The sequence below is a fragment of the Anoxybacillus sp. MB8 genome (assembly GCF_011006755.1).
GTDB classification, from domain to species: Bacteria; Bacillota; Bacilli; order Bacillales; family Anoxybacillaceae; genus Anoxybacillus; species Anoxybacillus gonensis.
Genome location: NZ_RXXX01000006.1, coordinates 23,874 through 50,705 on the forward strand (window position 1 = coordinate 23,874; position 26,832 = coordinate 50,705).

At 42.4% G+C, this 26,832-nt stretch carries 31 protein-coding genes; 6 read left to right on the top strand and 25 right to left on the bottom strand.

From position 1 onward, the window contains the following. Positions 1-394 precede the first annotated feature (394 nt). Complete coding sequence (locus tag EKC99_RS03800) at positions 395-817, top strand: Hsp20 family protein (protein ID WP_009373625.1); 423 nt, start codon at positions 395-397, stop codon at positions 815-817. 20 nt (positions 818-837) lie between these two features. On the opposite strand, the gene EKC99_RS03805 is transcribed toward EKC99_RS03800, so the two are convergent. After that, positions 838-1,158 (bottom strand): YppG family protein, encoded by a 321-nt coding sequence (locus tag EKC99_RS03805; protein ID WP_163150610.1) that lies wholly within the window; start codon positions 1,156-1,158, stop codon positions 838-840. A gap of 152 nt (positions 1,159-1,310) precedes the next feature. On the opposite strand from EKC99_RS03805, the gene EKC99_RS03810 reads away from it, so the two are divergent. After that, on the top strand, positions 1,311-1,523 hold the full coding sequence (locus EKC99_RS03810) for a YppF family protein (protein WP_009373627.1): 213 nt from the start codon (positions 1,311-1,313) through the stop codon (positions 1,521-1,523). A gap of 60 nt (positions 1,524-1,583) precedes the next feature. After that, complete coding sequence (locus EKC99_RS03815; RefSeq protein WP_009373628.1) at positions 1,584-1,751, top strand: hypothetical protein; 168 nt, start codon at positions 1,584-1,586, stop codon at positions 1,749-1,751. Between the two features lie 22 nt (positions 1,752-1,773). Here the strand turns inward: EKC99_RS03815 and EKC99_RS03820 are convergent, their stop codons facing one another. The 3 genes from EKC99_RS03820 to EKC99_RS03830 all read right to left on the bottom strand — a co-directional run bounded on the left by EKC99_RS03820 (position 1,774) and on the right by EKC99_RS03830 (position 4,403). Beyond that, entirely contained in the window at positions 1,774-1,977 is a 204-nt protein-coding gene (locus EKC99_RS03820) for a hypothetical protein (RefSeq protein ID WP_009373629.1), read from the bottom strand. Between the two features lie 297 nt (positions 1,978-2,274). After that, positions 2,275-2,619, bottom strand: a complete 345-nt coding sequence (locus EKC99_RS03825) for an ArsR/SmtB family transcription factor (protein WP_009373631.1) — start codon at positions 2,617-2,619, stop codon at positions 2,275-2,277. Next, complete coding sequence (locus tag EKC99_RS03830) at positions 2,616-4,403, bottom strand: SulP family inorganic anion transporter (RefSeq protein WP_083857317.1); 1,788 nt, start codon at positions 4,401-4,403, stop codon at positions 2,616-2,618. Before EKC99_RS03830 ends, EKC99_RS03825 begins: the two co-directional genes overlap by 4 nt. A 125-nt stretch (positions 4,404-4,528) precedes the next feature. Here EKC99_RS03830 and recU point away from each other — a divergent pair, with 125 nt between their 5' ends. Both recU and EKC99_RS03840 read left to right on the top strand, forming a co-directional pair. Beyond that, positions 4,529-5,128 carry a Holliday junction resolvase RecU gene (recU, locus tag EKC99_RS03835; RefSeq protein WP_163150612.1) on the top strand — a complete coding sequence of 200 codons (600 nt, stop codon included), beginning with the start codon at positions 4,529-4,531 and terminating at the stop codon, positions 5,126-5,128. A gap of 15 nt (positions 5,129-5,143) precedes the next feature. Beyond that, positions 5,144-7,738, top strand: coding sequence for a transglycosylase domain-containing protein (locus EKC99_RS03840; protein ID WP_163150614.1), 2,595 nt, complete (start codon positions 5,144-5,146; stop codon positions 7,736-7,738). 22 nt (positions 7,739-7,760) lie between these two features. On the opposite strand, the gene EKC99_RS03845 is transcribed toward EKC99_RS03840, so the two are convergent. The 19 genes from EKC99_RS03845 to EKC99_RS03935 all read right to left on the bottom strand — a co-directional run bounded on the left by EKC99_RS03845 (position 7,761) and on the right by EKC99_RS03935 (position 24,394). Then, positions 7,761-8,252, bottom strand: a complete 492-nt coding sequence (locus tag EKC99_RS03845; protein WP_163150616.1) for a YpoC family protein — start codon at positions 8,250-8,252, stop codon at positions 7,761-7,763. Further along, entirely contained in the window at positions 8,253-8,903 is a 651-nt protein-coding gene (gene nth / locus EKC99_RS03850; RefSeq protein WP_026011649.1) for an endonuclease III, read from the bottom strand. A gap of 13 nt (positions 8,904-8,916) precedes the next feature. Then, a complete protein-coding gene (locus tag EKC99_RS03855) occupies positions 8,917-9,588 on the bottom strand; it encodes a DnaD domain-containing protein (protein ID WP_019417586.1) in 672 nt (223 codons plus the stop codon). Between the two features lie 67 nt (positions 9,589-9,655). Further along, on the bottom strand, positions 9,656-10,948 hold the full coding sequence (gene asnS / locus EKC99_RS03860; protein WP_009373638.1) for an asparagine--tRNA ligase: 1,293 nt from the start codon (positions 10,946-10,948) through the stop codon (positions 9,656-9,658). 111 nt (positions 10,949-11,059) lie between these two features. Beyond that, a complete protein-coding gene (locus EKC99_RS03865) occupies positions 11,060-12,247 on the bottom strand; it encodes a pyridoxal phosphate-dependent aminotransferase (RefSeq protein WP_163150618.1) in 1,188 nt (395 codons plus the stop codon). Further along, positions 12,244-12,732, bottom strand: a complete 489-nt coding sequence (locus tag EKC99_RS03870) for a cell wall elongation regulator TseB-like domain-containing protein (protein WP_163150620.1) — start codon at positions 12,730-12,732, stop codon at positions 12,244-12,246. Before EKC99_RS03870 ends, EKC99_RS03865 begins: the two co-directional genes overlap by 4 nt. Positions 12,733-12,738: 6 nt before the next feature. Beyond that, entirely contained in the window at positions 12,739-12,909 is a 171-nt protein-coding gene (locus EKC99_RS03875) for a YpmA family protein (RefSeq protein WP_006319505.1), read from the bottom strand. 184 nt (positions 12,910-13,093) lie between these two features. Further along, a complete protein-coding gene (locus tag EKC99_RS03880) occupies positions 13,094-13,834 on the bottom strand; it encodes a ComEC/Rec2 family competence protein (protein WP_163150621.1) in 741 nt (246 codons plus the stop codon). A gap of 53 nt (positions 13,835-13,887) precedes the next feature. Then, the gene (gene dinG, locus EKC99_RS03885; protein ID WP_163150623.1) at positions 13,888-16,533 is read right to left on the bottom strand and encodes an ATP-dependent DNA helicase DinG; all 2,646 of its coding nucleotides are present in this window, start codon (positions 16,531-16,533) and stop codon (positions 13,888-13,890) included. Positions 16,534-16,586: 53 nt separating this feature from the next. After that, the gene (panD, locus tag EKC99_RS03890; protein WP_009373643.1) at positions 16,587-16,970 is read right to left on the bottom strand and encodes an aspartate 1-decarboxylase; all 384 of its coding nucleotides are present in this window, start codon (positions 16,968-16,970) and stop codon (positions 16,587-16,589) included. A 12-nt stretch (positions 16,971-16,982) separates the two neighbouring features. Beyond that, a complete protein-coding gene (panC, locus tag EKC99_RS03895) occupies positions 16,983-17,831 on the bottom strand; it encodes a pantoate--beta-alanine ligase (protein WP_163150625.1) in 849 nt (282 codons plus the stop codon). A 1-nt stretch (position 17,832) separates the two neighbouring features. Then, positions 17,833-18,663 carry a 3-methyl-2-oxobutanoate hydroxymethyltransferase gene (gene panB, locus EKC99_RS03900; protein WP_009373645.1) on the bottom strand — a complete coding sequence of 277 codons (831 nt, stop codon included), beginning with the start codon at positions 18,661-18,663 and terminating at the stop codon, positions 17,833-17,835. A gap of 224 nt (positions 18,664-18,887) precedes the next feature. Next, on the bottom strand, positions 18,888-19,877 hold the full coding sequence (locus tag EKC99_RS03905; RefSeq protein ID WP_019417599.1) for a bifunctional biotin--[acetyl-CoA-carboxylase] synthetase/biotin operon repressor: 990 nt from the start codon (positions 19,875-19,877) through the stop codon (positions 18,888-18,890). Further along, positions 19,838-21,031: a CCA tRNA nucleotidyltransferase gene (locus EKC99_RS03910; RefSeq protein WP_163150690.1), complete on the bottom strand. Its 1,194-nt coding sequence runs from the start codon at positions 21,029-21,031 to the stop codon at positions 19,838-19,840. Before EKC99_RS03910 ends, EKC99_RS03905 begins: the two co-directional genes overlap by 40 nt. Next, positions 21,031-22,161 carry an N-acetyl-alpha-D-glucosaminyl L-malate synthase BshA gene (gene bshA / locus EKC99_RS03915; RefSeq protein ID WP_009373648.1) on the bottom strand — a complete coding sequence of 377 codons (1,131 nt, stop codon included), beginning with the start codon at positions 22,159-22,161 and terminating at the stop codon, positions 21,031-21,033. The genes EKC99_RS03910 and bshA overlap by 1 nt, the downstream gene beginning before the upstream one ends. Then, entirely contained in the window at positions 22,158-22,850 is a 693-nt protein-coding gene (gene bshB1 / locus EKC99_RS03920) for a bacillithiol biosynthesis deacetylase BshB1 (RefSeq protein ID WP_009373649.1), read from the bottom strand. The genes bshA and bshB1 overlap by 4 nt, the downstream gene beginning before the upstream one ends. After that, complete coding sequence (gene mgsA, locus EKC99_RS03925; RefSeq protein WP_009373651.1) at positions 22,850-23,257, bottom strand: methylglyoxal synthase; 408 nt, start codon at positions 23,255-23,257, stop codon at positions 22,850-22,852. The genes bshB1 and mgsA overlap by 1 nt, the downstream gene beginning before the upstream one ends. 13 nt (positions 23,258-23,270) lie before the next feature. Beyond that, complete coding sequence (dapB, locus tag EKC99_RS03930) at positions 23,271-24,065, bottom strand: 4-hydroxy-tetrahydrodipicolinate reductase (RefSeq protein WP_009373653.1); 795 nt, start codon at positions 24,063-24,065, stop codon at positions 23,271-23,273. After that, entirely contained in the window at positions 24,062-24,394 is a 333-nt protein-coding gene (locus EKC99_RS03935; RefSeq protein WP_009373654.1) for a nucleotide pyrophosphohydrolase, read from the bottom strand. Before EKC99_RS03935 ends, dapB begins: the two co-directional genes overlap by 4 nt. A gap of 118 nt (positions 24,395-24,512) precedes the next feature. On the opposite strand from EKC99_RS03935, the gene EKC99_RS03940 reads away from it, so the two are divergent. Then, a complete protein-coding gene (locus EKC99_RS03940; protein ID WP_033383406.1) occupies positions 24,513-25,373 on the top strand; it encodes a YitT family protein in 861 nt (286 codons plus the stop codon). A gap of 22 nt (positions 25,374-25,395) precedes the next feature. Here EKC99_RS03940 and ypjB read toward each other — a convergent pair whose 3' ends face one another. After that, positions 25,396-26,169 (bottom strand): sporulation protein YpjB, encoded by a 774-nt coding sequence (gene ypjB, locus EKC99_RS03945; protein WP_163150627.1) that lies wholly within the window; start codon positions 26,167-26,169, stop codon positions 25,396-25,398. A 66-nt stretch (positions 26,170-26,235) separates the two neighbouring features. Beyond that, the gene (gene lhaT, locus EKC99_RS03950; RefSeq protein ID WP_163150629.1) at positions 26,236-26,805 is read right to left on the bottom strand and encodes a lipoprotein heptaprenylglyceryl N-acetyltransferase LhaT; all 570 of its coding nucleotides are present in this window, start codon (positions 26,803-26,805) and stop codon (positions 26,236-26,238) included. Positions 26,806-26,832 lie beyond the last annotated feature (27 nt).

Genomic DNA, 26,832 nt, shown 5'->3' on the forward strand with positions numbered 1-26,832 from the left:
TTATACTTTCTTAAATTTAAATAAAAAGAGACCAAAACAAGCACAATAAGCTTTACTTATTATGCATGTATGGTCTCTCTTCGTCTCTTGACATATATGAACTTTAGTTTCATTGTATCATATATGTGGAAAAAGGCAACTATTTTGCACAAAAAGCCATTTAATCGCTGCACGCGGCTTACATAAGCTGATGTTGATTCCTTTTTCTTTATATTTGTTTACGATATGTTTGACGTTTGACCGCTTGTTTTTCTCTCGTTTTCTTTGCACACGCTCTCTTCCCTTCTCATCTCTTTCACATATTTACGAATCACAACATAAAAAGTTTCGCGAACAATTTATTTTTTCCTGCATATATTACGAACAAACGTATGTCATAAGGAGTGAATATGTTATGAAAAAAGATTTATCTCATATGCTCGATTCGTTTTTTGATGATCGTTCATTAAAAAAATTGTTGTATACGCTTGATGAATATGTTCATCGCACGTTTTCGCCGATCTATATCCCAATCGATGTACGAGAAACAAAAGAACAATATATCATCATCGCCCATCTTCCAAATGTGAAACGTGAGAACGTTCATTTACAGTTTATAGACGACACACGTCTATTGTTGTCGGTCGTTTACGATGAACAAACGGAAACGATTGATGATGAAAAGAAAATGATTCATCGTCAGCGAACGTATGAACGCGCGACAAAATCTATTTTTCTCCCTTATCCTGTTCGTGAATCAGACATTCAAGCGTCATTTCAAGACGGTAAACTTATCATTCGCCTCCCACAAAAGAAAACATTTATTCCAATTGAATAAACGATAAAAAAACGCAAACGTTACATTTTAAACGTTTGCGTTAATCCTTTTACGAGCCCGCTCATTTGGTTCATGACTTGCACCGCCTGCCCCATCGTATTCATCATTTTTGTAATATCGTACGTTCCTTCTTTCGTTTTAAACTGCTCAAGCAAGCTTGGCGGCTTTGCAGGAGCGAATGGAGACATGGGTGGAACGAACGGAGAGGCAGGCGGTGTAGCAAATGGAGACATGGGCGGAACGACTGGTGGAACAGGAAACGAAGTCGGTTGGGAATAATATGGATGGTAATGAACAGGTACCATATGCGGCATTTGCATCGTAGACCATGGCTGGTACATCTTTTCTCTCCCCTTTCACTACATCGTATTCGTTTTTCGCAAAATGGTTCATGACTAATCGTGTCAATCAATGTCGGAATTCTCAATTTTTTGAATTTAACATGTCGTCTTTTTTTATGTTATGATAAGTGCAAAAGGGGGAGGGAATAATTATGACAATTATTGAATTAAAAAACAAATTTATCGCGACAAAACAGTATGAGCCGATCGATGCAAACGAGCTGCTTGACTTTGCGCGTCAACTTTATTTGCGCAATGAATTGCCGCTTGGCGTATACCGCCATCTTGTGCGCGATTTAGAAGCGCTTGGAGCGTATAAGCCTGATGACGAACGAGTAGAACAATATTCAGGAAGCGCTGAATGATTTCGCCCCTCTTGTGCCATGCTAAATGAGACGCTAGCATGGAAAAGGAGGCGGATGAAAATGGGGCGTGGTGTTCATTTTCACCATAAGAAAAAAGGACATGAAAGCGAGAAGCCAAAACATGGTGAACATGTTGAGTCGAAGCAACGTGAAGTTGTCGAATATGCCATTGACACAGTAGGAAGCGAAACGCATCGTCCAGTGACAATTGAACGTGTAAAAGAATAAAGGTGGCCAACGCGCCACCTTTTTATATCGCCGGAGCGAACATATACGTCTCTTTTTTTTCGATTTGTTGTTCAATGTTGTCGAGTTGGCGTTCGATGTCTTGTAAACTGTCTTGTTGCATATCGTAATGTGTATCCATTTGCTCAGTCGTACGCTCTTTTAATTTTTTTTCTAATTGTTCAATGTCATCAAACAATTGTTGTAATTGCATTTGAATATGTTCCATCCTCCAACTCCCCTTTCGCCCTTTGCCATACACATTCGCTATCCATCTCCTCGTCCCTTCTCGATTGACAAAACTAGAAGAAATTCGGCAAACAAAGTGGTATACGTACAAAATTCGACAAATATGTTCGCATGTTTTTTATATGAACGGTCAAAATAAAATGGTGAAAGGAGGCGACAACATGGCGAAAAAAGAGCAAAAGAAAAAACAAAAGCCGAAGCAAGAAGAAACAACAGGATTTGGCGACAAAAAACTAGAAGGTCCAGACCGCCCTTCTACATAAAGAAACAGGAGAGGTTACGCCTCCCCTGTTTCTTTCTCTTCATTCATTTTATCTAAAATGGAAATCGCATCAATTAAATGATTGTTAAAAATTTGTTTAGCAATACTTAATAAATCCACAATCATCGGATCACGCAATGAATAGATGACTCTGTTTCCATGTTTTGTACCATATACAATATTTTTTGCGCGCAACACGCTTAGTTGCTGAGACACAGCTGACCCTTCCGCACCAATTAGCGTTTGTAGCTCATTGACGTTTTTATCTCCTTCTGCTAACAGTTCTAAAATACGGATGCGCAGTGGGTGAGCTAAAGCTTTAAAAAACTCTGCCTTAAATTGTTGTAATTCTAGGTTCATTTGTTTCCTCCGACATATTCTGTTTTAAAATGATTGACCGCTTGTTCCCCTTGAATATGACATAACTGGCGGCACTCTGAAAACGCATAATGCTTACAGCCGACACATTGCGTTCGATTAATGTGTGAAAAAGCAGTTTGTAGCGCCTCACCTGTATGTTCAAAAAAGTTTTCTGTGCCAATTTTATCATATAATCCAGATCTTTTTAACATCTCTTTCGGTTGTTGTTGTATACCAGAGACGAAAACAATTCCGCCTTTTGATTGAAAATGCTCAACAAGACTTGCTAAATTCGCTTCACCTGTTTGATCCATATATGGCACTTTGCTCATACGTAAAATAAGAACACGTGGAGCATGGTGTATTGTCGCCATAATCGATTGCTCGAACATTTGAGCGACACCGAAAAACAGCGGTCCATCAATTGTATATATACTAATTTGTGGACAATCCTTACCTTGTTCAACCATTCTCGGAGTTACTTTTTTCTTTTTTTCATCTGGAAGTACTTTAAATACTTGAAATACATCTGTCATTCTTTTTACAAACAATATCACCGCTAAAATGAGCCCTACTTCCACAGCAACAGTCAAGTTCACGAAAATCGTTAAAACAAATGTAATGACAAGCACAATTGAATCGGCTGACTTCATTTTTAACACATGTATAAATTCTTTCCGCTCACTCATATTCCAAGCGACAATCATTAAAATCGGTGCCATACTCGCTAGCGGAATATGTGATGCATAAGGAGAAAAAATAAGTAAAATAACAAGAACGACAACACCGTGAATCACACCAGACAATGGAGATGTCGCCCCACTTTTAATATTCGTTGCCGTTCGCGCAATTGCACCAGTCGCCGGAATCCCGCCAAAAAAAGGCGTCACTATATTCGCGATTCCTTGGCCGATTAACTCGCGATTACTATGATGTTTTTCTCCTGTCATTCCATCGGCAACAACCGCTGATAACAAAGATTCAATCGCTCCAAGCATAGCAATGACAAAAGCCGGCCTAATCATCTCATATATATGTTCTAATGTTAAGTTAGGAATAGAAACATGTGGAAGTGTATTCGGAATCTCCCCATAAACAGATCCGATTGTTGCTACTTTGTTTTCAAATAAAAAAAAGGCAAATAAGCTTGACACAACTAAGCTTAGTAATGGGCTCGGTATTTTAGGCACAACTTTTGGTGCAAGTAAAAGAACGACAAGCCCGATGGATGCGATAATGACGCTATATATATTTACATCATTGAGATGCATCCATATTTCCTTCATATTATCGACAAACGCTTCATGCTTTTTTACATTTAATCCTAAAAAATTAGGAATTTGTCCGGTAAAAATAATAACGGCAATTCCCGCTGTAAACCCGATCGTCACAGGGCGCGGAATAAACTTAATAAGTGAGCCTAAGCGCAAAACGCCAAATAACACAAGCATAATTCCTGATAAAAAACCTGCAACAAGCAAGTTTTCATATCCATAGGTCAATACGATGCCTAATAAAATAGGAATGAATGCCCCCGTAGGCCCTCCAATTTGATACTTTGAACCACCAAAAAGAGAAATGAGAATCCCAGCAACAATAGTCGTATAAATTCCGTATTCTGGTTTTACACCAGAAGCAATTGCAAACGCCATCCCAAGCGGCAAAGCAATAACACCTACAATAAACCCTGACAATACATCTTTTTGAAAATGAGCCATGGTGTATCCTTGAAACCGCTTCAAACAAAATCCCCCTTTTATATATTCAAATTTTTGAATATACATATATACAAAACATTTATATCATTTTCTTATTTTCTTGTCAAAACATCATTCTTTTTCTAATTTTCGGGCAAATGACGAACAGATAAAACATATGGTATAATGTTGAACATTCAAGGGGGGATGATATGTTTAAATATCCGAATGGGCGAGCATATGAAAAAAAAGAAAATGAACGCACATGGCATACTCGTGCTTCTGATACGTATGGAAATCGCGGAATGACGCTAGAGGCGGATTTAAACGAAACAAACGCCTATTATTTAGCTCAAGGCATTGCCGTCATTCATAAAAAACCGACGCCGGTGCAAATCGTCCGAGTCGATTATCCAAAACGAAGCGCGGCCGTCATTAAAGAGGCGTATTTTAAACAACCGTCAACGACGGACTATAACGGCGTATACCGTGGGAAATATATTGACTTTGAAGCAAAAGAAACGAGAAATCGTACGTCGTTCCCGCTTCAAAATTTTCATGAACATCAAATTGAACATATGAAACAAGTACTAGCCCACGGAGCGATTTGCTTCGTGATTTTGCGTTTTACAACACTCGATGAAACGTATTTATTCGATGCACATCACCTCCTTGAATATTGGGAGCGAAAACAACAAGGTGGACGCAAATCAATCACAAAGACGGAAGTAGAACGGCATGGCCATCTCATTCCGCTTGGCTATCATCCACGAATCGATTATATTCAAATTGTGGACAAACTATATTTTTAGAATAGGAGGAACGATATGGCGAATTATCGTTCACGAACAGAACGAAAACAAGTAGAACAAAAAAAACAACGTCCGCGGGAGCGAGGGCGTTCGATAATGAAAAAAATTGTGTTGATCATGTTGCTCATCATGACCATTGGAATGTTTTCTGGAGTAGCCGCATTTGCTTGGATGATTAAAGATGCGCCGCCGCTCGATGAAACGTTGCTGCGCGATCCTTTAGCTTCGATCGTGTACGACGTGAATGGCGAAAAAGTAACAGAGCTCGGCCAACAAAAGCGCATTTACGTATCGTATAACGATATTCCAAAAGTGCTTGAGAACGCGGTGCTTGCGACAGAAGATGCGCGCTTCTACGAACATCACGGTTTTGATATTGTACGCTTTTTCGGCGCCGTTTTAGCAAACATTCGCGAAGGATTTGGCGCTGAAGGTGGAAGTACGATTACACAACAAGTCGTCAAACTTTCTTTTTTAACGCCTGAAAAAACATTAAAACGAAAAGTGCAAGAGCTATGGCTTGCCATTCGGCTTGAACAAAAATACTCGAAACACGAAATTTTAGAAATGTATTTAAACAAAATTTATTATTCAAATCGGGCGTACGGTGTCGCAAAAGCGGCGGAAACGTACTTTGGCAAAAGTGATTTATCGCAATTAACGCTTCCAGAAGCGGCATTGCTCGCCGGCATTCCACAAAGCCCGAACAACTACAATCCGTTTACGCATCCAGAAGCGGCCGAAAAGCGTCGCAATACAGTATTGTCGCTCATGGTGAAGCACGGATTTATTTCAAAAGAAGAAGCTGAAGCGGCAAAAAAAATACCTGTTCAATCGCTATTAACAGAAAATAAACAACAAAGCGATATTCCGTACGATTCCTTTATTGATCAAGTGATCGATGAAGTAACAGAAAAAACAGGGCTTGATGTATTTACTGCCGGATTGCACATTTATACAACATTAGATCCGAACGCTCAATCATATGTAGAGAATTTATTGAATTCCGATGAAGTCATTCGTACAAATAAAGCTGATTTTCAAGCTGGTATTGCAGTCGTAGATACGAAAACAGGCGAAATTCGGGCGCTTGGCGGCGGACGGAAAAAAGAAGAAGGTGTTACGTTCGGATTTAACTATGCAACCGATACACGAAAACAGCCAGGTTCAACCATTAAACCGATCGTCGATTACGGCCCAGCGATTGAATATTTAAAATGGTCAACGTACCATCAATTAAAAGATGAACCGTATCAATATTCTGATGGAACGCCAATTAAAAACTGGGACGGCAAATATGAAGGACAAATGTCAATGCGAACAGCACTTGCTCGTTCCCGAAACATCCCTGCCTTAAAAGCGCTTCAAGAAGTCGGTTTAGAGCGAGCAAAACAGTTTGCGAACAAGCTTGGCATGGGCTTTGAAGAGATGCATGAGGCCTATGCGGTTGGCGGCGTCGGCAAAGGGGTATCTCCGTTACAAATGGCTGGCGCATATAGCTCATTTGGAAACGGTGGCATTTACATTGAACCGCATGCGGTGAAAAAAGTGGTGTTTCCAGATGGAACAGAAATCGATCTTCGTCCAGAGCCAAAAGCCGCGATGAAAGATTATACGGCGTTTATGATTACCGATATGTTAAAAACGGTCGTTCAATCTGGAACAGGAACAGCAGCGAACGTACCAGGGCTTCATATTGCCGGAAAAACAGGAACGACGAACTACGATGAAAAAGACCGCCGCAAGTATGGTCTGCAAAGAGGGGCTGTGCCTGACAGCTGGTTTGTCGGTTATACGCCAAACTATACGGCTGCCATTTGGACCGGTTTTAGTAAAAAAAGTAGCGAAGCGTATTTATCAAAGCCTGAACAACAATATGCAAAACAGTTGTTTAAACGCGTCATTTCCCATATTGACGACGGTAGTGGCGGCGATTTTAAACAACCGAAAAGCGTTGTGAAACTAGCGGTGAAAAAAGGAACGAATCCGCCGAAACTCGCCAGCGAACATACGCCAGAAAGCGAAATTACGTACGAATATTTCGTTCGCGGTTATGAAGAACCGACAGAAGTGGCTGAAGATGAACCGGAAGTGATTGAACCAGTAAAAGACTTACGAGCGCAATACGATCCAACAACACAAACGATTTCGCTCGCATGGTCATATACGATCGACCCAGAAAAAGATGTATTGTTTGAAGTACGGCAAACGGTAGACGGTCGCAAACCGACAGTGATCGCAAAAACAAAAGATTCACAGCTAACTGTCGACGCAAAAGAAGGCTCCGTATACTTGTTTGAAGTATACGTTGTGACAGCTGACGGCACACAAAGCGCGCCAGCGACAGCGCTTGTGCAAATTCCAAAAGAAGAGCCGGAACAACCGAACGAAAATGAGTCACCAGGACAGTCGGGAAACGAAGAAACCCCGGAGACGCCAACAAACCCGGAAAATCCAACAAACCCGAGCGAGCCAAATCCAAGCAATCCGGGGACGCCAACAAACCCGACAAATCCGAACGAACCAAACAATCCGAATAACAATTCATCAGGGACGAATAACCAGCAACGAAACGGAAACAATAACGGAACGACCGATCGCCAATCATAAGAAAGAGGCTGAGCGCACGTGCTCAGCCTCTTTTTTGTTGAACCATTTGTTTATAAAACAGTTTCGTAAGCTCGATAAATAATTCGTCTAATTGAATAAACGAATGATGAAGAGCCGGTCGAGCGAAAATAAAGGAAAGCCGATCAACGACATTTAACGGTCGAAGCGGAAGAGATAAAACTTCTTCTTCCCAGCAGCATACATTTCCTACTGGGCGTTCGTTCAGCCAATATAGCGCGCATAAAAAATAGCCTACCCCCCGAATGATCCCGTCTTTTGCTTGTTTCGCTTGACGTTTTGCAAACAACGGGGCAAGCTCACGTTTTTCTTCTTCCCAAAGCTGAAATACGGCAGGAAGCGCACGTTCTTTTTGTTGCCATGGCTTTTCTTCATTTGTCATATCATAATAAAACGGCACATGCTTCATCATCATCGGAAACGGTTGAAGCGTCTCGATATCGACCGTATCGGTCGCAAAAAAGAGCGGATGTTGAAACGTTTTTGGAACGATCATTTACATCTTTCCTTTCATCCGTTTTTTTCCTTCACGACAAAGATGAAGAAGCGGACATATGTCGCATTTAGGCGACTGTGCTTTACAATGATAACGCCCAAAAAAAATAAGGCGATGATGGGTCACCGACCATTCTTCTTTCGGAATTTTACGCATTAACGTTTCTTCTACTTCTAACACCGAATCTTTCCAGCGGCAAATACCGAGCCGTTTGCTTACTCGTTCGACATGCGTATCCACAGCAATAGCAGGAACGCCAAAGGCAACAGATACGACAACGTTCGCTGTTTTGCGCCCAACGCCAGGAAGCTTCATTAATTCCTCGCGGCTTTGCGGCACGTTTCCATCATATTGTTCAATTAATATTCGACATAATTGCTGGATGTTTTTCGCTTTATTCCGATATAAACCGATCGAACGAATATCTTGTTGCAACTCTTCTAACGACACAGACACGTAATCTTCTGGTGTTTTATATTTTTCAAATAATTGCTTCGTCACTTTATTGACGAGCGCATCTGTACATTGCGCCGATAAAACGACGGCGATTAACAGTTCAAACGGGTTGCGATGAATAAGCTCACAATGCGCATTTGGAAACATGTTTGCGATCTCGTCTAAACAGTAGCGAATTTGTTGTTTTGTTAGCATGTAACCATCCTTTCTACGACTGTTCAAGCCAATTATAAATCGGAACGGTTGGTTTATATGGTTGGTCTTGTTTTCCTTGGTTTTTGCGAAACTTTTTTGCATGTTGTTGCGCTTGTTCAATTGTTTTAATGCCGTTCTTTTTCCATTCAAATAAAATTCGATCAATATAACGGAAATTTAGTTTTCCAGATAATACAGCCTCCCGTAATGCCGCTTTAATGATCGTCGGATCATGTTCATCTTGATCCATCCACATCGCTAACGTTTCACACTCCATCGGTGAAAGCGGACGGCCAAACTCATGCTCGAAAACGGTATATAATTGCTCCTCTTGTTCTTCCGCTTGTTTTTGTCCTTGAAAAACCGTGCGAATGAGCTTTTCCCAAAGTGGATCAAGCGAATAACATTCACTTCGAATATGGTTATCCATCTGCTCTTCAATGGCTAAAAACCCTTTTTGAACGAGCTTTCTTAATTGTTGCATGCACATTTCTGGAGAAATTGTCATTCGAGCCGCAATTTCATCTGGCGTTGGAAACGAAATGCCTTGCTCAAGAAACGAATGAATGTGTAAAAGCAACATAAACTCTGTTTCATTTAATCCAAGCGTCTTATAGTTCGTTAACAATAATCGTGGAATGGCAATGCTTCCTGTACGGAAAAAACGAATCATTTCATTATTCATATCAAACACCTCACGCCCTATTATATCATAAAACAAATCCCCCATGTGAGCACGGGGGATTTGTTCATTATGGATATAAACGATTTAATAAACGCGGGAACGGAATCGTTTCACGAACGTGTTCGACGCCGCAAATCCACGCGATTGTTCGCTCAAGACCTAATCCGAAACCAGAATGCGGCACAGAGCCGTATTGACGAAGCTCTAAATACCATTTATACGCTTCGAGCGATAGTTGATGTTCTTCTAACCGTTGCTTTAATAAATCGTAATCGTGAATGCGCTCCGAACCACCGATAATTTCTCCATATCCTTCTGGGGCAATTAAATCGGCGCAAAGAACAACTTCAGGACGATTCGGATCCGGCTGCATGTAAAACGGCTTTAATGTCGTTGGATAATGTGTAATAAATACCGGTTTATCAAAGCTTTCTGCAATCGCCGTTTCATGTGGAGCACCGAAGTCATCGCCCCATTGAATGTCGTCAAATCCTTTTTCATGGAGAAGCTGAATCGCTTCATCATACGTAATGCGCGCAAATGGCGGCTTTACATTTTCTAATTTAGACGTATCACGGCCGAGCGTTTTTAGCTCTAGCTGACAATGTTTCAACACCGACTGTACAATATGGGATACGTATTGTTCTTGTACTTGTAAGTTATCTTCGAATTGGTAAAATGCCATTTCCGGCTCGATCATCCAAAACTCGATTAAATGGCGACGCGTTTTTGATTTTTCAGCACGGAACGTTGGACCGAACGAAAACACTTTGCCAAGTGCCATCGCTGCTGCTTCCATATATAGCTGGCCACTTTGAGAAAGGTATGCATCTTCATCAAAATATTTCGTATGGAACAATTCTGTCGTTCCTTCTGGCGCGCTTCCTGTTAAAATTGGTGGATCGACTTTGACAAAGCCATTTTCATTAAAGAATTCATACGTTGCCCGAATGACTTCGTTGCGAATTTTCATAATCGCATGTTGACGTTTCGAACGAAGCCATAAATGACGGTGATCCATTAAAAACTCGATCCCATGTTCTTTTGGTGTAATTGGATAATCAACAGCCATATGAATAAGTTCAATGTTTGTGACAGAAAGCTCGTATCCGAACGGCGAACGTGCATCTTCACGCACAACGCCCGTGACATAGAGCGAACTTTCTTGCGTTATGCTTTTTGCCGCTTGAAAGACGTCTTCGCTCACTTGCGCTTTTTCCACAACTCCTTGAATAAAGCCTGTGCCATCGCGCAATTGTAAAAAGGCAATTTTTCCGCTTGACCGTTTGTTCGCAAGCCAAGCCCCAATCGTTACTTCTTGACCTACATATTTATGTACTTCTGCAATCGTCGTTTTCACAAAAAGTCCCTCCAAAGACGTTCAACTAGTATGTACATCATCAATATTATACATTTCGACAAAAAAACGCAAGATCATCTCACGCTCAAAAGAAAAGGCTAGTCACATCGACTAGCCGCGCGTCTTTTCACTAATAAACGTTTCGATGCGATCGAGTGCTTTGCGCAAAAGATCAAGTGATGTTGCATAGGATAAACGCACGTTATTTGGCGCACCGAAACCTGAACCTGGCACGAGCGCCACTTTCGCTTCGTCAAGCAACGCTTCGACAAACGCATCAACGTTTTCATATCCAGTCATCGTCGCCGCTTCTTTTGCATTCGGGAACAAGTAAAATGCCCCTTGTGGTTTCACGCAAGAAAACCCTGGAATTTGAACGAGACGATCGTAAATAATGTTTAAACGTTGTTCAAACGCTTGACGCATATGTTCTACTGGCTCTTGCGGCCCGCTATATGCGGCAATCGCTGCATATTGAGCAATCGATGTTGGATTCGATGTGCTATGGCTTGCTAAGTCTGTCATCGCACGAATGATGTCGGCATCGCCTGCTGCATAGCCAATTCGCCATCCTGTCATTGAATGTGATTTGGACACGCCGTTAATAATGATCGTTTGTTTTTTCAATTCCGGTGAAAGTTGCGCAATCGAAACGTGTTCATGTCCACCGTAAACGAGCTTTTCATAAATTTCATCAGAAACGATGAGAATGTCGTGGGCTACGCATACTTCACCGAGCGCTTGTAGCTCTTCTTTCGTATAAATGACGCCCGTTGGATTGCTTGGCGAGTTAATAATCACCGCCTTCGTCCGATTTGTTATTGCCTGTTTTAGCTGCTCCGGTGTAATTTTGAACTCGTTTTCTTCAAGCCCTTCCACGTAAACAGGGACGCCACCTGCTAGTTTTACTTGCTCTGGATAGCTAACCCAATACGGCGTCGGAATAATGACTTCATCGCCTTCGTCTAAAATAACTTGAAATAGCGTATAAAGCGCATGTTTTGCTCCAACACATACGATAATTTCCGACGGTTTATAATCGAGCTGTTGATCTTGTTGAAATTTTTTTATAATCTCTTGTTTTAACGTCGCTAATCCACCGGATGGCGTATATTTTGTATGTCCGTCGTACATCGCTTTTACAGCAGCTTCCATAATATGTTGAGGTGTATTAAAATCTGGTTCACCGGCACCAAGCCCAATCACATCGTGCCCTGCTGCTTTTAATTCTTTTGCTTTTGCCGTAATAGCAAGCGTTGATGACGGCGTTAATGCGGCGACGCGTTTCGCTAATTTCATACATCCTTCCCCCTCGTCAAATGATATCTTTTTAAAAAGGCCCCGTCTTCAAAACGAACGTAATAAAACGAGTAACGGTTTTGTTCGTCAATATATGTAATTTCCCAAAGCGGGATCCCTTTTTCCATTCCTAATTTTACGGAAATGACTGTTTTTGGACGATACGGCTTAACGGAAGATAACGCTTCTTGTTTCGTTATTCCTTCTGAAGCCCGATGCATCGCAGTCACTTTCCCTTTTTCTGTCACCCATACGATCCATTGTTCACCTTCATCATCTTTCCCTGTCACAATGACGTATACATCGTTTCCTCGATACGTATATACGTCAGTCATTTGAACAATTCCTTTTTTCTCCGCTTGTTTCACCGCACGTTGTTCGCTTTCATTTTTAGACGATACCGCCTCACTATATGCATGAATATATAGCGATAACGCAGCGAACAAAACGCACGCGAAAGCAATGATTACTTTTCTCACCCTCATCCCTTCTTACGTTCGATAAATCGTAAACACGGCCTTTTCTTTATTTTCTTCATCAAGCGCGAGCCCGAACATTAAGTCTTTTTCTTTTAACGTCCGATTTAAACAATCGACAATTTTGTATAAATCTGATGAGTATTCAACTTTTACAGTAGCTAATACTTCAATTTTACTTTCCACGATCCGATCCTCCATGTGCACAAATTTTGTTACTTATATCGTTTATTGCGAACGGAAACAATACAACTACACACCGATTTTAGTGTATAAACATCTTCATTGTAGCAACGGTTTCCTACATTGGTCAATTTGAAATAAAAAAATTCCTATCGTACACACCGCGGGCCGAACGTTGGCCCTTTTTTTAAAACGTCATGACGTCATATTCGTGTAAATTACATTTCACAACAATCACTCCGAAACGATTCGTCTCATAGCAGTCAATCCAAGCAGCGTACAACCGTTCAAGCAATCGCTCATTCGGCCAACTTCCGTGCTTTTTAAAGATGATAGCTACTTGCGGATCGACATGTTTTAAAAAAGATGTCCGCGGATAATCATGGAGGCCAAAATGAGCAATTTTCAATATGTTTACATCGCTAAGCGGCATCGTCATCAATATTCGTTCGACATGATGATCAGCGTGCGCCATATATAAAAGGCGAAGCTGGCCATATTGAAGCGACATCGTCACATCCCCATGGGCAATATAGAGCGGCTGCATACGAAAATGCGGAAACGGCTCATACACTTTTTGTTCTTCCCATTCATTCACAATTTTCGGACCGTACGTTTGTTCAATCCATTTTACATTCCCCACATACTCTTCATCATCGCTCGTGAGGATGAGCTCATCAATTTCAGTAATATGAAAATGTTCAAACCATCTTTTTAGTTCCCGTTCTGTATGTGGGGCACCTGTATTGAACAATATCGTCTTTCCGCTTGCATGCTTAAATAACGTTGCTTCTCCGTTACTAAGCGGCAAAAAAATAATGGCCATTTCTTCTTCTTCAAGCATCATATCAATTTTTTGAATATGCTCTCCTGTCGTAGAAGGATGCATTAAACTATTGAGTAGCAAAAATAATAACGCCCACTGCAAAACCGCCCACTCCCTTCATCTACCCCTTTTATTTTTCACCGATGAAGGGAAAATTATAGCCACTCATTTACATGTTGTAAAAGTTCCGCAAGCGGCGCATGATATACACGGATAGGCGGTAAAGATTGCAAAAAATATTTACTGTATGATGCGGTTAATAAACGTTGGTCTAAAACGAAAATAATCCCGCGATCTTCTTTTGTGCGAATTAATCGCCCGAATCCTTGTTTAAAGCGCAAAATCGCTTGTGGCAACGATAAATCGTAAAATGGATTGCCTCCTTTTGAACGAATATAGTCGCTTTTTGCCGCCATGACCGGATCGTCTGGGGGAGCGAAAGGTAAACGAACGATAACGACGCATGTCACTTCATCTCCCGGAAGGTCTACTCCTTCCCAAAAGCTACTTGTACCAAATAAAATCGCTTGCTCAAACTGTTGAAAATGGCGTGTTAATTTCGCAGCATTGCCTCCGCTTACTCCTTGCGCAAGCAATACAAATGATTGTTCATCATTGAGCTGTTTAGCAAATACATACGTTTGTTTCAATAGCTCATATGACGTAAATAATACGAGCATTCGTCCTTTCGTATGTTTAGCGATGCGTATAATTTGTTGTGCCGCTTGCTCAGCGTATTGTTCAACAGTAGCTGAAGGAAACGTCGGCAAATCGGTCGGAACCATAAGCGCTGCTTGTTTTTCATATGAAAATGGCGACGGAATGGTGCGTGTAAACGGATAAAAGTCGTCGAGACCAAGCCGCGCAATTATAAACGAAAAACGATTGTTTGTCGTTAACGTAGCGGATGTTAAAATGACGCTCCGCTTACGTGAAAATAGTTGATCTGCAAAAAACGGAGCTAAATCAAGCGGCTGTGAAATAACCGTAACCGCATTGACTGCCGCTTTTGTATCTACCTCTAGCCAGCGGACGATGTCGTCATCGTCGCTCGTTAGTAAATGTTGTAACGTATATAAAACGTCTACAAACGTTGTAAAAGGTTTGACATCTTCTTTCGGAACATCGTTCATCATATGTGACAGTTGCTGTACATCGCTCATAATACGCATAAGCAATTCTATCGTCCCGTTCCATTCTTCCCCATACTCTTTCCAAGGAACGAAACGGTAACGTATGCGACCGTCCCCTTTTTGTCGGCGCAGTACGTAATGGCGAAGAGATTGAAACAGTTGATTTAGTTCATATTCCAAATCTCCAAGAAGCGAGCGAAGCGTACCCATTTGGTGCATCGTCGCCATATCGTTCATCCGCGTCCATAATAGCCGAACGTACTCATATGACACGTGCCGACCGAAAAAATGGGCAGCGACGTCTTCTAAATGATGCGCCTCATCGATAATAAGCTGTTCGTGTGGCGGCAAAAACTTTTCGTCTGCTGTTAAATCATGCATAACGAACGAGTGATTTGTAATAATCACATGTGCGTGTTTCGCTTTTTCTTTGGCGCGCACAAAAAAATCGTGCTCTTCATTTGTTTCATCGCTATGCACTTCTTCCCAAAATAGCGCGCCCCCTGCAGTTAAGTTTAATTCATCGACATCTCCTGTCTCCGTTTCCGTTAGCCAAACGAGCAATTGACATTTTGTTAAAGCGATATCGTAGTTTGTGTCGACATGTTTTAACGTACGAGCAAATTTTCGCACGCTAATATAGTTTCTTTTTCCTTTTAACATCGCGGTTGTAAATGAAAAAGGAACGAGCTTAGCGACGCGTGGCAATTCTTTTTCAATCATTTGTTTTTGCAGTTGGAGCGTATGTGTGCTAATGACGACAGGGCGCTGTTGGGTTACTGCATAAAACGCTGCAGGAAGCAAATAAGCGATCGTTTTTCCAACGCCTGTTCCTGCTTCAATGAGCGCATGTTGACACGTTTGTAACGCTTCGTTTACATCGATCATCATTTGCTGTTGCCCGTCGCGATATTCAAATGGCGCAACAAACGGGTTTGTCGCAAGCCATTCTGAAAAAGACGGAACATGTTCATTCCGATCTTCATGTTTTGGCAAAAACCATGCTTTTAAAGCGACTCCTTCATATTCAACGACTGAGTCATCCGGTTGAACCGTGCGTTCTTTTTTTGCAATAAACTCGTTTAGCAAAGCGGTCAGCTCGCTTTTTAACGGTTGGCTATGCCGGCGTAGTTGCTTTAATGTCACAAGCGGTAAACGAGATAGCTTGCGAAGTAAAAAAAGAAGAAGTTGGGCAGTCGCTTCCGCGTCGTAATCGGCTTGATGTGGCCGATCGTGCGCAAGCGACAACGATTCAGCTAAATGGCTAAGCTTATAACTTGATTGTGTCGGCATGAGAAAACGTGCGAGCTCTACCGTATCTAAAAGCCGACATGTCGGTGGTTGTACGCCGCTACGAATAAATTCCTCTTGCAAAAATGCCCAATCAAAATGAACGTTATGGGCAACAAAATAAGCTCCTTCCCATTTTTCAACAAGCATCGGTGCAATATGATGAAACGGAGGAGCATCGTGCACCATCGTATGATCAATGCCTGTTAACTGTTGAATAAATGGCGGAATGTCCCGTTCAGGCTGAATGAATGTTGAAAAACGTTCGCTAACTTTGTCGCCCTCGATGACGACAAAACCAATTTGAATGATGCGATCTTCTTTTTTCGGGGCATTTCCTGTCGTTTCAATATCGACGACGACAAAGCGATCATTCATATTTCTCCACCTCGCATGTGTATCACAAATAAAAAGAGGCGGCATGGCTCCCGTTATAAAACGGTCGCCGCCGGCTCTTGAACAATAAGCTCTTTAATGCGATTATGCTCGTCCATAATCGCGATTTTCGGACGGTGTGAAGCTACTTTTTCTTCTGGTACGAGCACATATGAAATGACGATAATGACATCGTCTTTTTGAACGAGACGAGCAGCTGCCCCATTTAAGCAAAATACACCGCTCCCTCTTTCTCCTGGAATAATATATGTTTCAAATCGTGCACCGTTATTGTTATTTACAATTTGCACTTTTTCGTTTGGAACCATGCCGACTGCATCTAAAATATCTTCATCGATCGTAATGCTGCCAACATAGTTTAAATTCGCTTCCGTTACGCGAGCACGGTGAATTTTAGCGTTCATTAATGTGCGAAACATGATGTTTCCCCCTTATTGTACGTTCATAACGATATTATCAATCAAACGAGCGTTTGTAAACCGCACAGCGAGCGCAATAATGATATTTCCTTGTAACGTTTGAATTGGCTTTAACTCAGGATACGAATAAATTTCAACGTAATCAATCATACCGCTTGTATGTTGTTCGATATGATGTACAATGGCTTGTCGTACCTTCTCTACGTCGCGTTCTCCCGCTTCGATGAATGCTTTTCCTTTTTGTAAAGCAGCATATAATGCAGGAGCTTCCTGTCGCTCCCGCTCGCTTAAATACACGTTGCGCGAGCTTTTAGCAAGTCCGTCCTCTTCACGAACGGTCGGAACAGCAATGAGCTCAATCGGAAAATGAAAATCTCGAATAAGCCCATCGATCACAGCGACTTGCTGTGCATCTTTCATTCCGAAATAGGCACGATGTGGCATGACGATGTGAAATAGTTTCGTCACAACCGTCGCCACACCATCAAAATGACCTGGGCGCGATTTTCCACAAAGCACATCGACGCGCTCATGCACTTTCACCGTCACAGATGGCTCGTGTGGATACATTTCATCGACTGATGGATAAAAAACAATGTCGACGCCCGCCTGTTTAGCCATTTCACAATCGCGTTCAAAATCGCGCGGATAACGATCGAAATCTTCATTTGGTCCAAATTGGAGCGGATTGACGAAAATGCTTAAAACAACGATGTCATTTTCTTGGCGTGCTCGTTGTAATAATGCGACATGCCCTTCATGTAAATAACCCATCGTCGGTACAAAACCGATTGTTTTTCCTTTTTGTCGTTCAGCAATGATATGCGCTTGCATTTGCTTAATTGTTTCGATGATAACCACCTTATTTCCCTCCATACAATGCAATCCATTGTTGCTCATTCATCGTAAATGATTGTTCATCGCTCGGGAATTGACGTGTTTTGACGTCAGCAACATACTCCGCAAGCGCTTGTTGCATCGTTTGTTGAACGTTCGCATATTGTTTAACAAACTTTGGCACACGGTCTACACCATATCCAAGCACATCGTGATAAACGAGCACTTGTCCGTCAGTACCAACTCCCGCTCCGATGCCAATCGTCGGAATGGTTAGTTGTTTCGTGATCGCCTCTCCAAGTTGTTTCGGCACACATTCTAACACGAGCGCAATCGCTCCTGCTTGCTCACACGCTTTCGCTTCTTCTAAAAGACGCTTTGCACTTTCGGCATCTTTTCCTTGCACTTTATATCCTCCTAATACGCCGACCGATTGTGGCGTTAAGCCAAGATGGGCAACAACAGGAACTCCCATTTCTGTTAAAGCAGAAATCACTTGTAATACTGCGCCTGCTCCTTCGACTTTTACAGCATTTGCACCTGATTGTTGCATGATCGCTTTTGCATGTTGCAATGCGTCGTTCACCGTACTATAGGACATAAAAGGCATGTCTGTCACGATAAACGTATTCGGCGCACCACGTCGAACCGCTTTCGTATGATGAATCATCTCTTCAACGGTGACTGGGATCGTTGAGTCGTATCCTAATACGACCATGCCGAGCGAGTCGCCAACTAAAATCATATCAACCCCGGCGGCTTCAGCAAGCTTGGCTGACGGATAATCGTAAGCAGTCAGCATAACGATTGGCTCGTGATTTTTTTTCATGCGAAGAAAATCTAATTTTGTTTTCATATACATCCTCCTCTCATATGCAGAGGAAATGGATAAAAAAAGCCTTCTTTCTGCCAAAATCGAGAAAGAAGGACTTTTTGTTTCGCTCCATCCCTCTGTCCCCGTCCGCTTCATCGGATCAAGGCAGAAACCATGTTAAACATATCGTCGTGCGTGGTGCAGTTCTTACAAAGATACTGCCCAATTTCAACCGCTTTCATTTTAACAAATATTTCGAAATTTCCCTACTGTTTTTTTATCTCAATGTCCGCTGAGTAGACGTAATGGATCGCTCCGTCTTCTGTTTGTACTTTTAATGTCCCGGAATCTGTAATGCCGAGTGCAACACCGCGAATCGCTCCATTTAGCGTACGCGCTACAATTTGTTGACCAATCGTTACGGAATAACCTTCCCATAACAGTTTAATGGGTAAAAATCCGTGTTGTAAATATTGTTCATATAACTGTTCTAATTTTTGTAATAGCGTTTGAACAATTTTCGGTCGATGAAACGTTCGTCCTGTTTCAATCGCAAGCGACGTCGCAATCGAAGCAATATCGCTCGGAAATTGTGTTTGATTGACGTTCATGCCAATGCCGACGATGACCGCTCGCACTTGATCGGGATCCGCTTGCAATTCTGTTAAAATGCCCACAACTTTTTTCCCGTTGATTAATACATCGTTTGGCCATTTAATGTCCGGTACGATATTTGTTACTTCTTGAATCGCTTGGGCAACCGCAACAGCAACTAAAAGCGTCAGCTGAGGTGCTTGTTGTGGTGGAACGGACGGACGTAAAATAATGCTCATCCAAATGCCTGTTCCTTTCGGTGAATGCCATGACCGGTTTAAACGTCCTCTCCCTGCTGTTTGTTCCTCGGCAATGACAATCGTTCCTTCTTCGGCACCTTCGTGCGCAAGTTGATGGGCTAATTGTTGCGTTGACGGCACGCTTTCTTGATCGTATACGTTCCAACCAAAACGTTTCGTTTTTAAACCAAGTTGTAATTCATTCGCGTTTAGTTTGTCAGGCATTTGTTTTAGACGATAGCCGAGCCGTCGAACCGCTTCGACCTCAAATCCTTCTTTTCTTAAGTCTTCAATATGTTTCCAAACCGCAGTTCGTGAGCAACCGAGCTGTTCGCTAATTTTTTGTCCCGATAAAAATGACTCGCCTGCTTCTGTAAATAGTTTCAGCAGTTGTTTTCTCGTTTCTGATTGCACACCGCCCACTCCTTTAACTTCTCTTTCTCATTTTCCACTTGACGATGCAGCACGGCACGCTCCATATTTTCAATCATTTCAGCTAACCACGGACCAGATTTTCTTTCAAATAATGCAAGCAAATCGTGACCGTTGATCGCAAGCTCTTTCCGATCGCGAATCGGCAGCGCTTCCCACTGTTTCATTAACAGAGACACATGCGGTTCGTCACCATAAAGCGCTGCGCGTGTGCGCTCGATATGCGGAATGTACGATCCGTACTTATACAGCGCATCGATTGTCCAATCCTCAAAGGAGCGAATATGTTCGAGCGCTTTTAAGCAAATCGACACGTCGCGAATGAGGTGGTTCGGCAATTTCCATTTTTTCAATTGTTGGTTTTGAAAATGAGCGACAGATGCTAATCGAGCCCACGCTTCAATACGATGAGCTGGCACAAGTGAAGAAGCCCCTAGTTGAGCGAGCTCTCCTTTTTTCGTCGCAAGCTCAGGCAAGTACAAAAATAAATTCGTTTCGATAAAAAGCTCGATCGCTTTAGACATAAACGGGCCGAGCAACAATTTTTCGAATTCAACCGCTATGCGCTCAACTGCAATATGTTGCAGTAAATGACCGTATTGCATGATCGCTTGTTTTGTGTTTGGCGATAAAGAAAAGCCAAGCTGACTAACAAATCGAAGCGCGCGCATCATTCGCAACGCATCTTCGTTAAATCGCTCGGCCGCATCGCCAACCGTTTCGATCATGCGTTGTTTTAACGCTTCGATTCCGCCAAACGGATCGATCATCTCGCCGTGTTCATTCATCGCAATGGCGTTCATCGTAAAATCCCGCCGCTGCAAATCTTCATAAAGCGAACGAACAAACGTGACGTCTTTCGGTCTTCGATAATCTTCGTAACGCCCCTCTTTTCGAAATGTCGTCACTTCATATGAAATCCCGCGCTCAATGACCATCACTGTTCCGTGGGCAATACCAACAGGAACGGTTTTCGGGAAGATGGCCATCACTTCTTGCGGATGGGCGGATGTCGCAATATCAATATCTCCGATTGGTCTTTGCAATATATAGTCACGAACGGCGCCACCGACAAAATACGCTTCATGCCCGTGACGTTTTAATGTTTCAATGACAGAAAGCGCCTGTCGAAATTGTTCGTTCATCATTCATCCCCTTTAAGTTGAAAATAAATGTGTTCATATTGTGCCACAATTCGTTCGGAATAAAATTTTTCATACACCGTTTCATACGCCTTTTGTCCCATCGTTTCCCGAAGAGCTTCATCCGTCAATAAGCGAACGGTGTGATGCGCCGCTTCGTTTATATCACCGAGCGCACATAAAAAGCCGTTTTTTCCATCTTCAATTACTTCAGGAATGCCGCCAATCGCCGTTCCTACACAAGGAACGCGACATGCCATCGCTTCAAGCAAGACGAGACCGAAACTTTCTTTTTCTGACAATAACAATTTTACATCGCTTATTGAATATAACTCCGCTAAGTTTTCTTGCTTTCCTAAAAAGCGAACGTGGTCGCATAGTTTTAATTCTTTTACAAGGCGACAAACGACCGTCATTTCCGGTCCATCACCGACAAGAAGCAATTTCGCCGGGACTTGTTTCACGACGAGCGCAAACGTGCGAACGACATCGCATACCCGCTTCACTTTGCGAAAATTCGATACGTGAATGACCACTTTTTCATGCGGGGCGATGCCGTATTGACGACGAAGTTCATCATTTCGCTGTTTGCTGTATACACGTTCATCAACGAAGTTGTACACCGTTTGAATAGGCTTTTGTACGTCAAGTAGCTCATACGTTTGAATGGCTAACGCATTCGATACCGCCGTTACCACATCTGATCGTTCGATACCAAATTTAATTAAGTCGCTTAATGACGGGTCGTATCCAAGAACGGTAATATCTGTCCCGTGTAGCGTCGTCACAATTTTTAAATGGTCGCCGACCATTTGCTTTGCTAAAAAGGCGCAAAGGGCGTGCGGAACAGCGTAATGTGCATGAATAATATCTAGCTGCTCCCGCTTTGCCACTTCCGCGATTTTACTCGCCAACGCTAAATCGTATGGCGGATATTGAAATACAGAATACTGATTGACTGTTACTTCATGATAATAAATGTTTGGATACACTTTATTTAGCCGAAACGGAATGCTTGAAGAAATAAAATGAATATCATGACCGCGTTCGGCAAGCATTTTTCCTAATTCCGTCGCAACGACTCCAGAGCCGCCAACCGACGGATAGCAAACAATTCCTATTTTCAGTTTCATCGTTCTTCCCCTAACAAATCATGTGCAAGTATAAGTGGTTTTTTCGAAATAAATCCTTCCGCAAACGAAACACCTACTTCTTTTCCGAACAATCGCTCGCGGCTTTCAACGGTTTCAATATAGCCGTTTGTTAACGGCGTGTCAACTGAACCGCTCATTCGTTCAAACTGACTTTCGTACGCCCGTAAGCTCGCCAATTTTTTGTCGATCGTATCGCTAATATCAATAACAAACTGAGGACGATGAAAGCCGTTAATCATATAAAAATAAACCGCTTGCACACGATGAGGAGGAAGTTCTCCGTAACGGCGAATAGCGGCTGAAAACACCGCTTCTTCCACCAACTTCGCACATTGCCCATGATCGGGATGGCGATCTTCCCAATATGGTGCAAATACGATGCGCGGCCGATACGTACGAATGACAGTCACGATCGGATCAATATGCTCTTTTTGGATCGTTAATCCACGATCAGGAAGTTGTAGCTGTATACGCGTGCGAACGCCGAGAATGTCGGCTGCCCGCTTCGCCTCTTGTTGCCGAGTATGTATCGTTCCGTTCGATGAAAGTTCCGCTAGCGTCAAATCGCATATGCCGATGTCATACCCTTGTTGAGCGTATTTCGCAATCGTTCCGCCCATTCCGATTTCTACATCATCTGGATGAGCGCCAAACGCTAACATATGCATCATTCTTTTCCTCGCTTCACAATATTTCGCCATGCAAAATCGCCACGCTCTAAGCCGTGTATGAGCACCTCTGCTGTTCCCATGTTCGTCGCTAGCGGAATGGCATACACGTCACAAAGGCGAATGAGCGCGCTCACATCCGGCTCATGCGGTTGGGCAGTCAATGGATCGCGAAAAAAAATCACCATATCCATATCATTATTTGCGATCATCGCACCTATTTGTTGATCGCCGCCAAGCGGGCCAGATTGAAAGCGATGGACAGAAAGACCCGTCGCTTCTTGAATGCGCAATCCTGTCGTACCTGTTGCATATAACTCATGTTCAGCTAAAATGTGTTGATATGCCGTCGCAAATTGTACCATATCTTCTTTTTTCTTATCGTGCGCAATTAATGCGATTTTCAATGTCCTCGCCTCCTTATTCAATTAAATGCTCTAATCCATATACGAGCGTTTCTAGCTTCATCACCGTTTCAACAGAAAAGCGAACGCCTGACATAAACGATGCGCGGTTAAACGAATCATGACGAATGGTGAGCGTCTGTCCATCGCCACCAAAAATGACTTCTTGATGCGCCACAAGCCCCGGCAAGCGAACGCTATGAATGCGCATGCCATCATATAATGCACCGCGAGCACCTTCGATCGTCTCTTTTTCCGCATGATGCCCTTGCATAAACGAAGAGCGTACTTGCTGAATGAGCTGAGCTGTTTTTAACGCTGTACCGGATGGAGCATCAAGCTTTTGATCGTGATGAAGTTCAATGATTTCTACGTGAGGAAAATATTTGGCCGCCATTTGCGCAAATTTCATCATTAAAATGGCACCGATCGCAAAGTTTGGCGCAATAATCGCACCTATTTTTTTCTCTTCCGCTATTTTTGTTAAACGTGCTAAATCATCTTCTGTAAATCCTGTCGTGCCAACAACAGGTCGAACGCCATAACGCAATGCTATTTCTGTATGACGTTTTCCCACTTCCGGCGTTGTCAAATCAATGAGCACATCGGCTTGTACCGTTTGCAAGCACCGTTCTAAATCTGTAAAAATTGGCGCTTCTATCGCAGGAAAGCCGTCAAGTTCCGCTAACGTTTTTCCTTCGTTCATTCGGTCTACAACCGCCACAAGTTCAAAATGTTCTGTATGATGAACGAGGGAAACAGCTTCTCGTCCCATTCGTCCACGTGGTCCAGCAATGACAATTCGAATCATCGTTCCTCTTCCTTTCTTGTCCAACGATCGCGATCTCGCGTTTGAAATTTATGCATGACCGCATCATGTGCTTCTTGTAAATCGATATGTAACGAATTCGCCATGCATATAAGGACAAACAATAAATCGCCTAGTTCTTCTTGAATCGTTTTTTCTTGCTCCGTTTTCTTTTTTGGTTTTTCTCCATAATAATGGTTGACTTCACGAGCGAGTTCCCCCAATTCTTCCGTTAAACGGGCGAGCATCGCTAGCGGGCTAAAATATCCTTCTTTAAACTGTCCAATGTATTCGTCCACTTCTCGTTGCAGTTGTCGCATCGTTTTTTCCATGACTTTCACCTCTTACATTCATGTTAGCTAAAAGTGGGACGTTTGACAAATGTTTTTGACGGGTATGATCACATTCCTCTATAATAAAAAACGCAGTCATATTCAAGGGGTGAAGTTGATGAAGCTGAAAAATGTAGCATTTATTTTACTAGGCTCGGCTATTTTTGCGTTTGGACTTGTCCATTTCAATATGGAAAATAAATTAGCAGAAGGCGGGTTTACAGGGATTACCCTTCTTTTATACTTTTTGTTTGGGATTGATCCTTCGATTTCGAACTTAGTATTAAATATTCCTCTCTTTTTTATCGGGTGGAAATTGCTCGGACGGACGACGTTTTTTTATACGATTCTCGGAACGGTTAGTTTATCTGTCTTTCTTTGGATTTTTCAACGATACGGATTTCACATTCCGTTAAATAACGACCTCACATTAGCTGCTTTGTTTGCTGGTGTTTTTATCGGGGTCGGTCTCGGTATTATTTTCCGCTATGGAGGAACAACAGGCGGTGTCGATATTATCGCTCGGCTCGTTTATAAATATAAAGGCATTAGTATGGGAAAAACGATGTTTCTATTTGACTCGTGCGTCATTTTTCTCTCGTTGCTTACGTATTTACCTTATCGTGAAGGGATGTATACGCTCGTTGCGGTGTTTGTCGGTGCGCGCGTCATCGACTTTTTACAAGAAGGAGCATACGCAGCAAAAGGGGCAACCATTATTTCTGAAAAAAGCGACTTAATTTCCGAAAAAATTATGACAGAAATGGAACGAGGGGTTACGATTTTAAAAGGAATCGGCTCTTACACAAAACGTGAACGAGATGTTTTATATTGCGTCGTAGCGAAAAACGAATTATCCCGTTTAAAAGCGATCATCACGTCCGTTGATCCGTATGCGTTCGTTGCGATTAGCGATGTGCATGATGTGCACGGTGAAGGATTTACGTTAGATGAAAATAAACAACCGCTACATGAATAAAAGCGTCCGATGTTGGACGCTTTTATTGTTTATCCCTTACCATTTTTCGCTCTTTTTCACCACGGTATTTCCGCCACCCTACATACGTTAACGTCATCACGATCATACCACCGATCGACGTCATCACCCACCAAAGTGAAGGAAGTGCCGTTTCCTTTTTTCCATCCGCAAACAACGCTTGTAAATCTTCTTCCATTTGCCGCAGCTCTTTCATTCGCTCCGTTGCATGCAATTGACGAAAAGCAGGCGCTTCCAAAAGAGAAATATGGGCAGATACACGTTGTACTTGTTCACGATCGGCGTTAATTTTCACGCTCGGTTCAATGAGTTGATATTGTTGTAAAAATTGATGAAACGCTTCTTGAAACGATTGTTCGTCTTCTCGCTCCATCGCTTGTTTCATCTTGTCAAACGCGGACATGACAGCATTTTTCATTTCTTTCCAAAGCGGTTGATGTTTAGCGTGAACAGCATCGACCGCAAGCCGAAATTGTGTCAATTGGTTAATTCGTTGTTCCATCGGTACACTCGATGCTGTGACCGCTTTCAACGCTTCTTCGTGTGTAGCTGTTAACACATATATAACATCCATCGAATGAATATCTTCACGAAACAATGTGAATTGTTGTTCAAAGTATTCTAATAACTGCTTTGCTTCTTGCAAACGGTCGTTTTTTGTTAGCTGAAGCGCTTCGTCAGAAATTTGATCTAGTTTGTCCCATTCATGACCGGTTGCATATACTGTATACGGAAATAAATAAATGATGATAAACATCACGACGAGTCGAATGCGCATCCCCTTGTCCCTCCTTACGATCTTACTATTGAATATATGACCGCAAAAAGAGACATAGACCATGATTTATCGCCGATGTGAAAAAATGTACGCAACGGCAATAGAAGCAATGCTGAGCCAAAACGTAAAGTAGCCGATTTGTAACGTATATTGCGCTAACATGTGATATTGTGGCATCATGCCAAACACGTAATCGATGACGTCGTTATGCAATGTCCAAATCGCTGCGACAACAACATGAACGAACGACATGCGATAGTGCGGAGCATACAACAACGCTTGTACCGCCATCGCTCCGTGCGATATAACAAGCATCCACCCTGCAAAGCCGAGCTGTCCAGTCACAACAAATACAAGCATATTCATCACAACCGCCCAAATGCCATATTTCACAAGTGTCACAACGGCTAATGCTTCCATAAACGGCCAATGCGTGTGACGAAGCCATGCCATTAAAACAAATACGAAAAATAAACTCGCTGTCGGACTATCTGGAACAAACGGAAGAAAGATCGTTGGCGTTTCCGACAATTGTGGCCCGTACCATATGTAACCGTAAATCGTTCCAATGACATTCACGATCAACAAAAGCATAAGAAACGAACGATGCATTAACAAAGTACGTATGTGTAACATATATTGACCTCCCATATGTACAAAAAA